The organism is Nocardiopsis sp. MT53 (assembly GCF_019598965.1).
Taxonomy (GTDB): domain Bacteria; phylum Actinomycetota; class Actinomycetes; order Streptosporangiales; family Streptosporangiaceae; genus Nocardiopsis; species Nocardiopsis changdeensis.
This window is the reverse complement of record NZ_CP080599.1, coordinates 1,387,870-1,402,822: the sequence shown is the minus strand read 5'-3', so window position 1 is coordinate 1,402,822 and position 14,953 is coordinate 1,387,870. Positions and strand designations below refer to the sequence as shown.

14 protein-coding genes are annotated in these 14,953 nt (G+C 71.3%); 13 read left to right on the top strand and 1 reads right to left on the bottom strand.

The genetic code is table 11. The annotated features are described in order from the left end of the window. Positions 1–95 precede the first annotated feature (95 nt). The gene (locus K1J57_RS05940) at positions 96–1,358 is read right to left on the bottom strand and encodes a delta-60 repeat domain-containing protein (protein WP_255646857.1); all 1,263 of its coding nucleotides are present in this window, start codon (positions 1,356–1,358) and stop codon (positions 96–98) included. 149 nt (positions 1,359–1,507) lie between these two features. Here K1J57_RS05940 and K1J57_RS05935 point away from each other — a divergent pair, with 149 nt between their 5' ends. From K1J57_RS05935 to nuoK, 13 genes are all read left to right on the top strand, one after another. Further along, the gene (locus tag K1J57_RS05935) at positions 1,508–2,218 is read left to right on the top strand and encodes a demethylmenaquinone methyltransferase (RefSeq protein WP_220563470.1); all 711 of its coding nucleotides are present in this window, start codon (positions 1,508–1,510) and stop codon (positions 2,216–2,218) included. 506 nt (positions 2,219–2,724) lie between these two features. Beyond that, complete coding sequence (locus K1J57_RS05930; protein ID WP_220563469.1) at positions 2,725–4,041, top strand: geranylgeranyl reductase family protein; 1,317 nt, start codon at positions 2,725–2,727, stop codon at positions 4,039–4,041. Between the two features lie 138 nt (positions 4,042–4,179). Further along, entirely contained in the window at positions 4,180–4,539 is a 360-nt protein-coding gene (locus K1J57_RS05925) for an NADH-quinone oxidoreductase subunit A (protein WP_220563468.1), read from the top strand. A 64-nt stretch (positions 4,540–4,603) separates the two neighbouring features. After that, positions 4,604–5,149, top strand: coding sequence for an NADH-quinone oxidoreductase subunit B family protein (locus tag K1J57_RS05920; protein WP_220563467.1), 546 nt, complete (start codon positions 4,604–4,606; stop codon positions 5,147–5,149). 1 nt (position 5,150) lies between these two features. Next, on the top strand, positions 5,151–5,891 hold the full coding sequence (locus K1J57_RS05915; protein ID WP_220563466.1) for an NADH-quinone oxidoreductase subunit C: 741 nt from the start codon (positions 5,151–5,153) through the stop codon (positions 5,889–5,891). A gap of 34 nt (positions 5,892–5,925) precedes the next feature. Further along, the gene (locus tag K1J57_RS05910; protein ID WP_220563465.1) at positions 5,926–7,221 is read left to right on the top strand and encodes an NADH-quinone oxidoreductase subunit D; all 1,296 of its coding nucleotides are present in this window, start codon (positions 5,926–5,928) and stop codon (positions 7,219–7,221) included. A gap of 38 nt (positions 7,222–7,259) precedes the next feature. After that, positions 7,260–8,027: an NADH-quinone oxidoreductase subunit NuoE gene (nuoE, locus tag K1J57_RS05905; protein WP_370634669.1), complete on the top strand. Its 768-nt coding sequence runs from the start codon at positions 7,260–7,262 to the stop codon at positions 8,025–8,027. Further along, positions 8,024–9,343 carry an NADH-quinone oxidoreductase subunit NuoF gene (gene nuoF / locus K1J57_RS05900; protein ID WP_220563463.1) on the top strand — a complete coding sequence of 440 codons (1,320 nt, stop codon included), beginning with the start codon at positions 8,024–8,026 and terminating at the stop codon, positions 9,341–9,343. The genes nuoE and nuoF overlap by 4 nt, the downstream gene beginning before the upstream one ends. After that, complete coding sequence (locus K1J57_RS05895; protein WP_220563462.1) at positions 9,340–11,799, top strand: NADH-quinone oxidoreductase subunit G; 2,460 nt, start codon at positions 9,340–9,342, stop codon at positions 11,797–11,799. Before nuoF ends, K1J57_RS05895 begins: the two co-directional genes overlap by 4 nt. Continuing rightward, positions 11,796–13,163 (top strand): NADH-quinone oxidoreductase subunit NuoH, encoded by a 1,368-nt coding sequence (gene nuoH / locus K1J57_RS05890; RefSeq protein ID WP_220563461.1) that lies wholly within the window; start codon positions 11,796–11,798, stop codon positions 13,161–13,163. The genes K1J57_RS05895 and nuoH overlap by 4 nt, the downstream gene beginning before the upstream one ends. Further along, positions 13,156–13,707, top strand: coding sequence for an NADH-quinone oxidoreductase subunit NuoI (gene nuoI, locus K1J57_RS05885; protein ID WP_220563460.1), 552 nt, complete (start codon positions 13,156–13,158; stop codon positions 13,705–13,707). Before nuoH ends, nuoI begins: the two co-directional genes overlap by 8 nt. After that, positions 13,704–14,657 carry an NADH-quinone oxidoreductase subunit J gene (locus K1J57_RS05880; protein WP_220563459.1) on the top strand — a complete coding sequence of 318 codons (954 nt, stop codon included), beginning with the start codon at positions 13,704–13,706 and terminating at the stop codon, positions 14,655–14,657. Before nuoI ends, K1J57_RS05880 begins: the two co-directional genes overlap by 4 nt. After that, a complete protein-coding gene (gene nuoK, locus K1J57_RS05875) occupies positions 14,645–14,944 on the top strand; it encodes an NADH-quinone oxidoreductase subunit NuoK (protein WP_220563458.1) in 300 nt (99 codons plus the stop codon). The genes K1J57_RS05880 and nuoK overlap by 13 nt, the downstream gene beginning before the upstream one ends. The last annotated feature ends 9 nt before the right edge of the window (positions 14,945–14,953 follow it).

The window sequence follows — 14,953 nt, the reverse complement described above, 5'->3', positions numbered from 1 at the left end:
CCCCGCCGAAGACCCCGCCGGCCGCTGCCGTTCCAGGCCGCCGCCGGGGGCCGCTCCGCCGTCCCGCCCGGGTGGGCGGGACGGGGCCGGAGGGGTCAGGGGAGGGGGAACATGCCCAGGCGGGCGTGGTACTCGCCGGCCAACCGCTCGGTGTCGCTGCCGACGTAGAGGCCGTCGGAGGTGGCGTGCAGGGCCTCCACCCCGTGGCCGCGGGAGCGGCCCGGGTTCCAGGCCAGGGCGCGCCCGGTGCGCGGGTCCACGGCGGCGATGCCCTCGCGGGCGACCGAACCCGGCCCCGGGTTGAGCGCGCCCTGCTCGTTGTCCATCCAGCGCTGGTGCCCGCCCGCGTACACCGCGGCCCCGGTCACCTCGACCGAGTACAGCGAGTCGCCGCCGGTCTTGTTGACCCAGGTGGGCTCGGCGCCGGGCGTGTCGGTGTTCTCGAACCGCACCACCGCCTTGCACAGCCCCGGCTTGACCCGCGGGCCGCCCGCCGTCACGAGCGCGAAGTACGACCCGTCCGGGGCGTAGTCCATCCGCCGCATGTAGGTGTGCATCGACGAGTAGTCGCAGTCCGGCTCGAACGCGTCGGTGGACCACCGCGTCGGCCTCCCGGTCGCGGTGTCCAGCACGGCGATCTGGTACCGGTCCTGCCCGTCCACCTTGGTGAACGTGCCGTTGATCGCCAGCCTCCGCCCGTCGGGGCTCAGCGCCAGCTCCTGCACCCGCAGCGAGCCGCGGCGCTGCTCGGAGACGCGCGGCGCGAACCCGGTGTCCACCGCCCCGGTGGTCGTGTCCAGCCGGGCGATGCCCGGCTGCGCGGTCCCGCCGATCCCGGGGAAGGACCCGCCGACGTACAGCCGGTCCCCGTCGGAGGCCAGCCGGTAGGCGGACCCGCCGTCCAGGGTCGCGGTGAACGCCGCGACGCGCGATCCGTCGTGGAGCCGCACCCGGGCCAGCCCGCGGGCCGGGGTGTCGTTGACCGTCCGGAACTCCCCGCCGATGACGACCGTGCCGTCGGGCCCGGGGACCACGGAGGCCACGGTCCCGTTCACGCGCGGGGCGAACTCGCGGATGATCCGCCCGGTGCCGTGCTCGAACGCGAAGATGTTGCGCAGCTCGTGGACGCGCCCGCCGTCGGCGTCGGAGACCCGCTCGAACGCCCCGGTGACGACGACGGTGTCCCCCACGCGGAGGATGTCCTTGACCGCCCCGTCCAGGACGTGCGGCGTCCACTGGACCGGTCGTTCGCCCACCACCGACCGGTGCGCGGTCTCGCCCGCGGCCACGGGGGTCGCGGCCCCGAGCGGGACCAGCAGGGCCATGCCCAGCACCAGGGCGGTGAGCTTCGGTTTCACGGGGTGTTCTCCTCGGTCGCGCGGCAGGGTAAGGGGCACGACCGATTCTCGCAAAGAGTCGCGCCTAAATCACATAGAGTAACGAAATCCGTGCCGCCGAGGGGCCGCCCGCGGCACGGCGGCGTCCGGGCGGCCGTAGGCTGGTGGGCATGGCCCGCGCTGAACTCGACAAGAAGCCCCAGGACGTCGCGGCGATGTTCGACGGCATCGCCGACCGTTACGACCTCGTCAACGACGTCATCTCCCTCGGCCAGGACCGCGCCTGGCGCCGGGCGACCGTCAACGCCGTCGACGCCCACAGCGGTGAGCTGGTCCTGGACCTGGCCGCGGGCACCGGCACCTCCTCGGAGTCCTTCATCCGCAAGGGCGCCAGGGTGATCGCCTGCGACTTCTCCCTGGGCATGCTGTCCACGGGGGTTCGCCGCCGCGGGGGCGCGTCCCGGGGCGGGGTCACCTTCGTCGCGGGCGACGCGCTGCACCTGCCCTTCGCCGACGAGACCTTCGACGCGGTGACCATCTCGTTCGGCCTGCGCAACGTCAACGACGTGGACCGGGCCCTGCGCGAGCTGCTGCGGGTCACCAAGGTCGGCGGCCGCGTGGTGATCTGCGAGTTCAGCCACATCCCGGTGGAATTCGTGGACCGCCTGTACTCGACCTACCTGATGGCCGCGCTGCCCAAGATCGCGGGCGCGGTGTCGGGCAAGGGCGAGTCCTACGACTACCTCTCGGAGTCGATCATGGCGTGGCCCGCCCAGGCCGAGCTGGCCCGGCACCTCCAGGACGCCGGCTGGTCCCGGGTCGCCTGGCGGAACCTGTCGTGCGGGATCGTCGCCCTCCACCGGGGCTTCCGCGAGAAGTAAAACCGACATAGGACTCACCGAGTCGCCTACTTCTTAAATAGCTTCAAAGCTCGCAAAACCCGGAGAACTCTGTGTTCTCCGGGTTTTTGTTGTGCCCTATGTGATGCATGTGGCGGTGGAAAGGGTGATGAGCTGCGTATTTGTCAGTCTGTGGTGGCTTTCATGGCTCTCGTGTGCCTATGGGGCGATTGAGAATGTTTCGCTCCGTATACCCCCCGGGGCTCGCAACCGCGCCGCCAGAGGGCTAGACTGCCGAAAAGAAGCTTGTGAAGTGCTTCACAAGGACACGAGGGATGTGACACATGGCCCTATGTCCGACATGACATGAGTCCCCAACCGTACAACGCACCTGGTCACGGCCCCCGCACGCAGAGCCACCCTCGGGGCCGCGGCCCGGACGCCCCATAACGCCGAGAGAACACGACCAGGACAGCCCCCCGTGAGCGGGTCGAAACCCCGCACTGGCCCGCCACGGTGCATCCGCGCGAGCAGTCGAGGACACACCCGTGAGCGAGACAGCCACCTCCTCTCCCGACCTCAGAGGCCGAGGCCGGGACCGCGTCGAGTACGACGCCGACGTCATCGTCGTCGGCGCCGGACCGTCCGGCTCCACCACCGCCTACTACCTGGCGCAGGCCGGACTCGACGTCCTCCTGCTGGAGAAGACCGCCTTCCCCCGGGAGAAGGTCTGCGGCGACGGGCTCACCCCCCGGGCGGTCAAGCAGCTCACCGCCATGGGCATCACCTTCGAGGACGAGGGCTGGATCAAGAACCACGGCCTGCGCATCGTCGGCGCCGGGGTCCGCCTCGAACTGCCCTGGCCCGACCTGGCCGCCTACCCGGGTTTCGGCCTCGTGCGCACCCGGTTCGACTTCGACCGGATCCTGGTCGACCGCGCCGTCACCGCCGGCGCCAAGCTCCTGGAGCGCACCACCGTCACCGGGCCGCTCATGGACGAGCGCAGCAACCGCATCGTCGGTGTCCGGGCCAAGAACGCCGACCGCGAACCCGTGACCTTCCGGGCGCCGCTGGTCGTGGCCGCGGACGGCAACTCCTCCCGGCTGTCCGTCGCCATGGGCATCCGCAAGCGCGACGACCGCCCCATGGGCGTGGCCGTGCGCACCTACTTCACCAGCCCCCGCCACGACGACGACTTCCTGGAGTCCTGGCTGGAGCTGTGGGACAGGAGCGGCGAGAAGGACGTGCTGCTCCCCGGCTACGGCTGGATCTTCGGCGTCGGCGACGGCACCAGCAACGTCGGCCTGGGCATCCTCAACTCGACGGCCTCCTTCCAGGACGTCGACTACCGCAGGCTGCTGCGGCGCTGGACCGACTCCATGCCGCCGGAGTGGGGCTTCACCGAGGAGAACCAGACCACCCCGATCCGCGGCGCCGCGCTGCCCATGGGCTTCAACCGGGTCCCGCATTACTCGCGCGGCCTCATGCTCGTCGGCGACGCGGGCGGCATGGTCAACCCCTTCAACGGCGAGGGCATCGCCTACGCCATGGAGGCCGGCGCCATCGCCGCCGAGGTGGTCGTGCAGGCGCACGGCCGCTCCACCCAGCAGACCCGCGAGCGCGCCCTGCTGCGCTACCCGCAGGTCCTCGCCGACACCTACGGCGGCTACTACACGCTGGGCCGCTACTTCGTGAAGATGATCGGCCAGCCCGAGTTCATGAAGTACGCCACCAAGTACGGCCTGCGCCAGCGCACCCTCATGAAGTTCGCGCTCAAGATGCTCGCCAACCTCACCGAACCCTCGCAGGGCGACGCCATGGACCGGGTCATCAACGGCCTGTCCAAGATCGCACCCGCGGCATAAGCGGCCCCGCCCCTCCGGGCGGCCCCGCAGCCGCCACCGGGGACGACGGGACGGATCAGAGAAGAGCCCGCACAAGTGAAAGCAATCACAAGCGCGACGCCCCGCGGCCGCGCCGATCAGCCGGAAGGAGGGTGACCGGTGGAGCTCTACGCACCGATTTTCGTGCTCGGCGGGATCGGCGCCGCGTTCGTCGTGGTGTCCATGGTCGCCGGGGCGCTGCTGGGACCCAAGCGCTACAACCGCGCCAAGATGCAGGCCTACGAGTGCGGCATCGAGCCCACTCCGCAGCCCGCGGGCGGCGGCCGTTTCACCGTCAAGTACTACCTGACGGCGATGATGTTCATCGTCTTCGACATCGAGATCATCTTCCTCATCCCCTGGGCGGTGCACTTCGACGCCCTCGGCTGGTTCGGACTGGTCGCGATCGTCCTCTTCCTGGTGAACGTGTCCATCGCCTACGCCTACGAGTGGCGCCGCGGGGGCCTGGAATGGGACTGACCCCGCGACCCCCCGCACCCCGCGTCCGCACCCCGCAGCCCCGCCCGGAGGAGGTCCGCAGCTGATGGGACTCGAAGAGAAACTGCCCAGCGGCGTCCTGCTCGGAACCGTCGAACAGGTCGTCGGACTCGCCCGCAAGACCTCGATGTGGCCCGCGACGTTCGGGCTGGCCTGCTGCGCCATCGAGATGATGGCCGTCGGCGGGCCCCACTACGACCTGGCCCGGTTCGGCATGGAGAAGTTCGGCGCCACCCCGCGCCAGGCCGACCTCATGGTCGTCGCCGGGCGGGTGAGCCAGAAGATGGCCCCGGTCCTGCGCCAGATCTACGACCAGATGCCCGAGCCCAAGTGGGTCATCGCGATGGGCGTGTGCGCCTCCAGCGGCGGCATGTTCAACAACTACGCGATCGTCCAGGGCGTGGACCACATCGTCCCGGTGGACATCTACCTGCCGGGCTGCCCGCCCCGCCCCGAGATGTTCCTGGACGCGGTGCTCAAGCTGCACGACAAGGTGCAGAACACCAAGCTCGGCGCGCACCGCGAGCAGGAGATCACCGAAACCGAGGAGCGCATGCTCCGCCGGTCGCTTCCCCTGGTGAGCAAGGACTGACATGAGCACCGACAACGAGCGCGAACGCGACGAGGAGGCCGCGCGCCTCCCCGACCGGCTGGGCGAGGAGCGCCTGGCCGCGCCGATCAGGCGCACCGGCATGTTCGGCACCACCACCACCGGGGACACCTCCGGCTTCGGACGGCTGCAGGTGCGGGGGAGCGCTCCCGTCTCCTCGCAGCGGCCCTTCACCGACCCGGACGACCCGCGCACCGCCGACTTCGACCGGGTGGCCGACGACCTGGAGGCCGCCCTGGGCGACGCCGCCGGGGCGGTGGAGCGGGTGGAGGTCTCGCGCGGCGAGATCACCTTCCACGTCCGCCGCGAGGCCCTGCCCGAGCTGTGCCGCATCCTGCGCGACGACCCGGCCCTGCGCTACGAGCTGTGCCTGGGCGTGACCGGGGTGCACTTCCCGGAGCAGGAGGGCCGGGAGCTGCACGCGGTCTACCACCTCCGCTCGATCACGCACAACAGCGAGATCCGGGTGTCCACCACCTGCCCGGACACCGACCGGCACATCCCGTCGATCGTGTCGGTCTACCCGACCAACGACTGGCACGAGCGCGAGGCCTGGGACTTCTTCGGGATCGTCTTCGACGGCCACCCGGCGCTCACCCGCATCCAGATGCCCGACGACTGGCACGGCCACCCGCAGCGCAAGGACTACCCGCTGGGCGGCATCCCCGTCGAGTACCGGGGCGCCACCGTGCCCCCGCCCGACCAGCGGAGGTCGTACACGTGACCCGGCAAGAACACTTCTGGAAGGGAGGCACGGCATGACCGTCACCGAGGACTACATCGACGCCTCCGGCGGCGACTGGGACGACGTCATCGAGAAGGCGCAGGCGACCAGCGCCGAGCGCCTCGTCGTCAACATGGGGCCGCAGCACCCGTCCACGCACGGCGTGCTCCGCCTCATCCTCACTCTGGACGGTGAGACCTGTACCGAGGCCCGGGTCGCGATCGGCTACCTGCACACGGGCATCGAGAAGAACATGGAGTTCCGGACGTGGACGCAGGGCACCACGTTCGTCACCCGCATGGACTACCTGACGCCGCTCTTCAACGAGACGGCGTACTGCCTGGCGGTCGAGAAGCTGCTGGGCATCGAGGACCGGATCCCGGAGCGGGCCAACGTCATCCGCGTGATGATGATGGAGCTCAACCGGATGGCCTCGCACTTCGTGGCGATGGCGACGTTCGGCATGGAGTTGGGCGCCACCACCGTCATGACCAACGGGTTCCGCGAGCGCGAGATGATCCTGGACATCTTCGAGCTCGTCACCGGCCTGCGGATGAACCACGCCTACGTCCGCCCCGGCGGGGTCGCCCAGGACCTGCCGCCCGGCGCGGTCGGCAAGGTCCGGGAGCTGCTGGAGGAGATGCCCAAGCGCATCACCATCATGCGCAAGCTCCTCGACGAGAACCCGGTCTACCTGGCCCGCACCAAGGACGTCGCCTACCTCAACCTGCCCGGCTGCATGGCCTTGGGCGTCACCGGCCCGCTGCTGCGGGCCTCGGGGCTGGCCTACGACCTGCGCAAGGCCAAGCCGTACTGCGGCTACGAGGGCTACGAGTTCGACGTCCCCGTCTCCGACGGCGGCGACGTCTACGCCCGCTACCGGGTGCGCATCGCCGAGATGGAGGAGAGCCTCAAGATCATCGAGCAGTGCCTGGACAAGCTGGCGCCGGGCCCGGTGATGATCGAGGACGCCAAGATCGGCTGGCCCGCCAAGCTGGCGCTGGGGCCGGACGGCATGGGCAACTCGCCCGACCACATCGCGCACATCATGAGCAGCTCCATGGAAGCGCTCATCCACCACTTCAAGCTGGTCACCGAGGGCTTCCGGGTCCCGGCGGGCCAGGCCTACGCGGCCGTCGAGAGCGCCAAGGGCGAGCTCGGGTGCTACGCGGTCAGCGACGGGGGCACCCGCCCCTACCGCGTGCACTTCCGCGACCCCTCCTTCACCCACCTGCAGAGCGTCGCCGCCATGTGCGAGGGCGGCACGGTGGCGGACGTGATCGCGGCCGTGGCCAGTATCGACCCGGTGATGGGAGGCGTGGACCGGTGAGCGGACACGACCACAGCCACGACCACGGCGCGACCGCGATCCCGGAGGGGACCGACACGTTCCCCGCCGAGGTCGTCGCGCGCCTGGAGCAGGACGCCAAGGAGCTCATCGGCCGCTACCCGAAGCCGAGGTCGGCGCTCCTCCCGCTGCTGCACCTGGTGCAGTCGGAGGAGGGCCACGTCAGCCGGGCCGGGATGCGCTTCTGCGCCGACCAGCTCGGCATCACCCTCGCCGAGGTGAACGCGGTCGCGACCTTCTACACCATGTACCGCCGCCGCCCCGGCGGCGACTACCAGGTGGGGGTGTGCACCAACACCCTGTGCGCCGTGATGGGCGGGGACGAGATCTTCGCCGCCCTCAAGGAGCACCTGGGCGTCGGCAACAACGAGACCACCGAGGACGGCAAGGTCACGCTGGAGCACGTCGAGTGCAACGCGGCCTGCGACTTCGCGCCGGTCGTGATGGTCAACTGGGAGTTCTTCGACAACCAGACCCCGGACTCGGCCAAGCGGCTCGTGGACGACCTGCGCCTGGGCAACGACGTGGCGCCCACCCGCGGCCCGGCGTCCCTGTGCACCTGGAAGCAGGCCTCCCGGGTGCTGGCCGGGTTCGACGACGGCCGCGCCGGCGAGGGCGTGCAGGCCGCCGGACCCTCGCTGGCCGGGCTGGCCCTCGCGCGCGAGCGCGGGTGGACGGCGCCCGACCCGTCGCCCGCCGCCAACCCTCAACGGACGCCTTCGGCGCGGTCTTCTTCCGAACCCGCGAACCTTCCCCGTCCCGCCCAGGGTGAGGAGGAGGCCAAGTGACCACCCTGACCCCGGTCCTGTCCCACAACTGGGACCGACCCGACTCCTTCACCCTGGAGGGCTACCGGGCCGACGGCGGCTACCAGGCCCTGCGCAGGGCGCTGGCCATGGAGCCCGAGGCCCTCGTCGACCTGGTCAAGCAGTCGGGCCTGCGCGGGCGCGGCGGCGCCGGGTTCCCCACCGGCATGAAGTGGGGCTTCCTCCCGGCCGACAACCCCAACCCGCGCTACCTCGTCGTCAACGCCGACGAGTCCGAGCCCGGGACCTGCAAGGACATCCCGCTCATGCTCGCCAACCCGCACTCCCTCGTGGAGGGCGTGGCGATCGCCTCCTACGCGATCAAGTCGAGCCAGGCGTTCATCTACGTGCGCGGCGAGGTCGTCCACGTCATCCGCCGCCTGCGCAGGGCCGTCGCCGACGCCTACGCCGCCGGGCTGCTGGGCAAGGACATCCTCGGCACCGGCTTCGACCTCGACGTGGTCGTCCACGCCGGGGCCGGCGCCTACATCTGCGGCGAGGAGACCGCCCTGCTGGACTCCCTGGAGGGCTACCGGGGCCAGCCCCGGCTCAAGCCGCCGTTCCCCGCGGTCGCCGGGCTCTACGCCTCGCCGACCGTGGTGAACAACGTCGAGTCCATCGCCAGCGTCCCCAGCATCGTCCTGGGCGGCGCCGAGTGGTTCACCTCGATGGGCACCGAGAAGTCCGCCGGGTTCGGGTTCTTCTCCCTGTCCGGGCACGTCACCCGGCCGGGTCAGTACGAGGCCCCGCTCGGCATCACCCTGCGCGAACTGCTCGACATGGCGGGCGGGATCCGCGCGGGCCACCGCCTCAAGTTCTGGACGCCCGGGGGCTCCTCCACGCCGATCTTCACCGAGGAGCACCTGGACACCCCGCTCGACTTCGAGTCGGTGGGCGCCGCCGGCTCCATGCTCGGCACCCGGGCACTCCAGATCTTCGACGAGACCACCTGCGTGGTCCGCGCCGTCGGCCGCTGGATCGCCTTCTACGCCCACGAGTCCTGCGGCAAGTGCACACCCTGCCGCGAGGGCAACTACTGGATGGTCCAGGTGCTGGACCGCCTGGAGCGCGGCCAGGGCACCGAGGCCGACCTCGACAAGCTCCTGGACATCTGCGACAACCTGCTCGGCCGGTCGTTCTGCGCCCTGGGCGACGGTGCGACCAGCCCGGTCATGTCGTCGATCAAGCACTTCCGCCAGGAGTACATCGACCACGTCGAGCAGGGCGGCTGCCCCTTCGACCACTCCAGGTCCACCCTGTGGGCGGACCGCCCGACCACGACGGGAGGGAACCCGTGACCGTCACCACCAACACGCCGGGCGGAGCGGCCCCCGCGCCCCCGCCCGAGGACCTGGTCACCGTCACCATCGACGGTTTCCGCATCCAGGTGCCCAAGGGCACGCTGCTCATCCGCGCCGCCGAACTGCTCGGGATCCAGATCCCGCGCTTCTGCGACCACCCGCTCCTGGACCCGGTCGGGGCCTGCCGCCAGTGCCTGGTGGAGATCCCCGACATGGGCAACGGGCGCGGCATGCCCAAACCGCAGGCGTCCTGCACCATCACCGTGATGGAGGGGATGGTGGTCAACACCCACCTCACCTCCCCGGTGGCGGAGAAGGCCCAGCGCGGCATCATGGAGTTCCTGCTCATCAACCACCCGCTGGACTGCCCGGTCTGCGACAAGGGCGGCGAGTGCCCCCTGCAGAACCAGGCGATGTCCACCGGCCGGGGCGAGAGCCGGTTCATCGACGTCAAGCGGACCTTCCCCAAGCCGATCCCGCTGTCCAGCCAGGTGCTGCTCGACCGGGAGCGCTGCATCCAGTGCGCCCGCTGCACCCGGTTCGCGGCGCAGATCGCAGGCGACCCGCTCATCGAGCTGATGGAGCGCGGCGCCAAGGAGCAGGTCGGGATCGCCGGCGGCGAGCCGTTCAACTCCTACTTCTCCGGCAACACCGTGCAGATCTGCCCGGTGGGCGCCCTCACCGGGTCGGCCTACCGGTTCCGGTCCCGCCCCTTCGACCTGGTCTCCACCCCCAGCGTCTGCGAACACTGCTCCGGCGGCTGCGCCCAGCGCACCGACCACCGGCGCGGCAAGGTCACCCGCCGCCTGGCCGGCGACGACCCGCAGGTGAACGAGGAGTGGAACTGCGACAAGGGCCGGTGGGCGTTCACCTACGCCACCCAGAGCGACCGGCTCACCCGGCCCCTGGTGCGCGACGAGGACTCCCGGGCCCTGGAGTTCGCCTCCTGGCCGGAGGCCGTCTCCATCGCGGGCCGCCGCCTGGCCGCCGCCCGCGGCCGGGTCGGCGTCCTGACCGGCGGGCGCCTCACCTACGAGGACGCCTACGCCTACGCCAAGTTCGCGCGGGTCGCCCTGGGCACCAACGACGTGGACATGCGGGCCCGCGCCCACTCGCGGGAGGAGGCCGACTTCCTGGCGGCCCGTGTCGCCGGGACCCCGATCGACGTGGACTTCACCGGCCTGGAGAAGGCCCCGGCCGTGCTCCTGGCCGGGTTCGAGCCCGAGGACGAGTCGCCCTCCACGTTCCTGCGGCTGCGCAAGGCCCACCGCAAGCGCGGGCTGAAGCTGTACTCCGTCGCCGGCCATGCCAGCCTCGGCCTCACCAAGGCGGGCGGCACGCTGATCGGCGCCGTTCCGGGAGACGAGGCCCGCGTCCTCAACGCCCTGGAGGACACCGCCCCCGAGGCCGCCGAGGCCCTGGGCGCGCAGGGCGCGGTCATCGTCGTCGGGGAGCGGCTGGCCGCCGTCCCCGGCGCGCTCACCGCCGCCGCGGCGCTGGCCGACCGCACCGGCGCCCGCCTGGTGTGGATCCCGCGCCGGGCCGGGGAGCGCGGCGCCGTCGACGCCGGGGCCCTGCCCGGGCTGCTGCCCGGCGGCCGGCCCGTCTCGGACGCCTCGGCCCGCGCCGAGGTCGCCCGCGCCTGGAACGTCGGCACGCTGCCGCCGGAGCCGGGCCGCGACACCGCCGCCATCATCGAGGCCGCCGCCCGCGGCGAGCTCGACGCCCTGGTCGTCGCCGGGGTCGAGCTCGACGACCTGCCCGACCCCGAGGCCGCCCGCGCGGCCCTGGCCCGGGTGCCGTTCATCGTCAGCCTCGAACTGCGGTCGAGCGAGGTCACCGACCGCGCCGACGTGGTCTTCCCCGTCGCCGCCGTCGCCGAGAAGTCCGGCACCTTCGTCAACTGGGAGGGCCGCCACCGGCCCTTCGGCGACGCGCTCAAGGTCCCCGGAGCCCTCTCCGACCTGCGGGTCCTGTCCGCGATCGCGGACGAGATGGACGTCCACCTGGGGCTGCCCGACGCCGCCTCCGCCTACCGCGAGCTGCTGGAGCTGGGCCTGTGGGCGGGGGAGCGGGCCGCGGCCCCGGCCGTCCGCCCGGTCCCCGTCCCCGAGCCCCGCCCCGGCGAGGCCCTGCTGTCCACCTGGCGCCAGCTCCTGGGCACCGGGCGGATGGAGGACGGCGAGCCGTTCCTGGCCGGGACGGCCCGGCCGGCCCGCGCCTACCTGTCCCAGGCCACGGCCGACGAGGTCGGGGTGCCCGACGGCGGATCGCTCCGCGTCACCGGCACCCGGGGCTCGGTCACCGTTCCCGTGGTCGTCACCGACATCGCCGACCGGGTCGTCTGGCTCCCGGCCAACGCCAGGGGCTGCGACATCCGTCGCGATCTGGGCAGCGGCGCGGGCGAGACGGTCCTGCTGTCGGCGCCGAGCACCGCCGGGAGGCACCAGTGACCCCCGTCGCCACCAGCGTGGCGCACCTGGCGTCGGAGGAGACGCTCAGCGCCTTCGGCAACGACCCGTGGTGGATCACCACCATCAAGGCGCTCGCCATCTTCGTCTTCCTGATGGTGTGCGTCCTGATGATGATCATGGCCGACCGCAAGGTCATGGGCCGGATGCAGCAGCGGCACGGACCCAACCGGATGGGCCCCTGGGGCCTGCTCCAGTCCCTGTTCGACGGGATCAAGCTCTCCCTCAAGGAGGACCTGATCCCCGAGGGGGTCGACCGGTTCGTCTACATCGCCGCCCCGGTGATCGCCGCCGTCCCCGCGTTCATCGCCTTCTCGGTCATCCCGATCGGGCCCGAGGTGAACCTGTTCGGGGTCGTCACCCCGCTCCAGCTCACCGACCTGCCCATCGCGGCCCTGGTGGTCCTGGCCACCGCGGCCCTGGGGGTGTACGGGTTCGTGCTCGGCGGCTGGGCGTCCCAGTCGCCCTACGCCCTGCTCGGCGGCCTGCGCGCGTCCGCCCAGGTGATCAGCTACGAGATCGCGATGGGCCTGTCGTTCGTCGCGGTCTTCATCATGTCGGGCACGCTCACCACGTCCGGGATCGTCGAGGCCCAGCGCGGGCTGTGGTTCGCGGTGCTGCTGCTGCCGTCGTTCCTGATCTACCTGGTCACCATGATCGGCGAGACCAACCGGCTCCCGTTCGACCTGGCCGAGGGCGAGGGCGAGATCGTCGGCGGCTTCATGACCGAGTACGGGTCCATGAAGTTCACGATGTTCTTCCTCGCCGAGTACGTGAACATGTGCACGGTCGCCGCCGTGTCCGTCACGCTCTTCCTCGGCGGCTGGTACGCCCCCTTCGGGATCGGCACCGCCTTCCCCGGGGCCAACGAGGGCTGGTGGCCCGCCCTGTGGTGGCTGCTCAAGTTCGTCGGCGTCATGTTCCTGTTCATCTGGGCGCGCGGCAGCCTGCCCCGGGTCCGGTACGACCAGCTCATGCAGTTCGGCTGGAAGGTCCTCATCCCCATCCAGCTGGTGTGGATCACCGCCGTCGCGGTCGTGCGGATGCTCGTCCTGGACGGCGCCTCCCCGGTCGTCATCGGCTCGGTCGTCGCCGCGTTCACCCTCGCCACCCTCGTCGCGTTCTACGCCTGGCTCCGGTCGGCGCGCCGCGAACGCGCCGAGGAGGCGGCCCAGCGCGCCGAGAACGCCCGCCGCGCACACGAGGACTCCGCCTTCGGCGGGTTCCCGGTGCCACCGAGCACCGCACCGCACTACGGGAGCAGCGTGCTCGCCGAACCGCCGCGGACGGCCCCGGCCGCCGCGGGCCGCAGCGTCAAGCAGAAGGGGGAGGTCACCGGTGCTTGATTGGCTCAATCCCGTCAAGGGTTTCGGCGTCACCTTCCACACCATGTTCAAGAAGGTGCCGACCGTCGAGTACCCGGAGGTCAAGCGCCCCACGGCGCCGCGCTTCCACGGACGGCACCAGCTGAACAGGTGGGCGGACGGGCTGGAGAAGTGCATCGGGTGCGAACTGTGCGCCTGGGCCTGTCCCGCCGACGCCATCTACGTCGAAGCCGGTGACAACACCGACGACGACCGCTACTCGCCCGGTGAGCGCTACGGGCGGGTCTACCAGATCAACTACCTGCGCTGCATCCTGTGCGGGCTGTGCGTGGAGGCGTGCCCGACGCGCGCCCTCACCATGACCAACGAGTACGAGCTCGCCGACGACAGCAGGCAGAGCCTGATCTGGACCAAGGAGCAGCTGCTCGCCCCCCTCAAGGAGGGCATGGAGGCGCCGCCGCACCCGATGCGCCTGGGCGAGAGCGACCTCGACTACTACGCCACCGGCCGCGGCCAGCACGGCTCCCAGGACGGGCACCACGAGAGCACGGAGGCGGTCCGATGACCCCCTCCGCCCTCCTCGCCTCCCCCCTCGGCCCGACGCACGAGGTCCACCTCGCCGCCCCCATCGGCGGCGGGGAGGCCTCGGCCTTCTGGATCCTGGGGACCGTGGTCCTGCTCGGCGCCCTGGGAGTGGTGTTCTCCCGCAAGGCCGTCCACTCGGCCATGTCCATGGCGCTGACCATGGTGGGCCTGGCGATCTTCTACGGGATCAACGCCGCGCCCTTCCTCATGGTCGTGCAGATCGTCGTCTACACCGGCGCGGTCCTCATGCTGTTCCTGTTCGTGCTGATGCTCATCGGCGTCAGCTCCGCGGACTCCCTCAAGGAGACCCTGGGCGGGCAGCGGCTGCTCACCGCCGTCGTCGCCCTGTGCTTCGTCGGCGCCCTGGCCACCGGCATCACCCGCATCTCCGTGGGCGACCCGGTCGGCCTGGCCGCCGGGACCGCGGCGGCGGGCGGCAGCATCCCCTGGATCGCCGGGGAGCTGCTGCTGCGCTACGTGGTCGCCTTCGAGGCCACCGCCGCGCTGCTGGTCACCGCGGTCCTGGGCGCCCTGGTGCTGGCCCACACCGCCCGCACCAAGAAGCGGCGCACCCAGCGGGAGATCTCCGAGGACCGCATCCGCGGCGACCACCCGACCCCGCTGCCCGGGCCCGGCACCTACGCCCGGCACAACGCGATCGACATGCCCGCGCTGCTGCCGGACGGCCAGGTCGCCCGGCTCTCGCTCAACCCGGTGCTCACCGCCCGCGACCCCGAGTACCAGTCGCGGGTGCCCGACGACGTCCGGGCGGGGCGCCCGCCGCTCCCCGGCGGGGGGTCGGACTCGGCCCACTCCAAGGAGGGCGAGCCCACCGCGGGGGCCGAGGCCCACCCGCACGAGGCGGGCGCCGGCGACCGGGCCCAGGAGAACGGCGACGGGCAGGAGGTGGAGTCGACATGGACCCGATGAACTACATCGTCCTCGCGGCGCTGCTGTTCACCATCGGCGCGGTCGGCGTGCTCATCCGGCGCAACGCGATCATCGTCTTCATGTGCGTCGAGCTGATGCTCAACGCCTGCAACCTGGCGTTCGTCGCGTTCGCCCGCATGCACGGGGACATCGAAGGGCAGGTCATCGCCTTCTTCGTGATGGTCGTCGCCGCCGCCGAGGTGGTCGTCGGTCTCGCGATCATCATGCAGATCTTCCGAACCCGCAGGTCCGCGTCGCTGGACGACGCCAACCTGCTCAAGCACTAGAAGGCGACG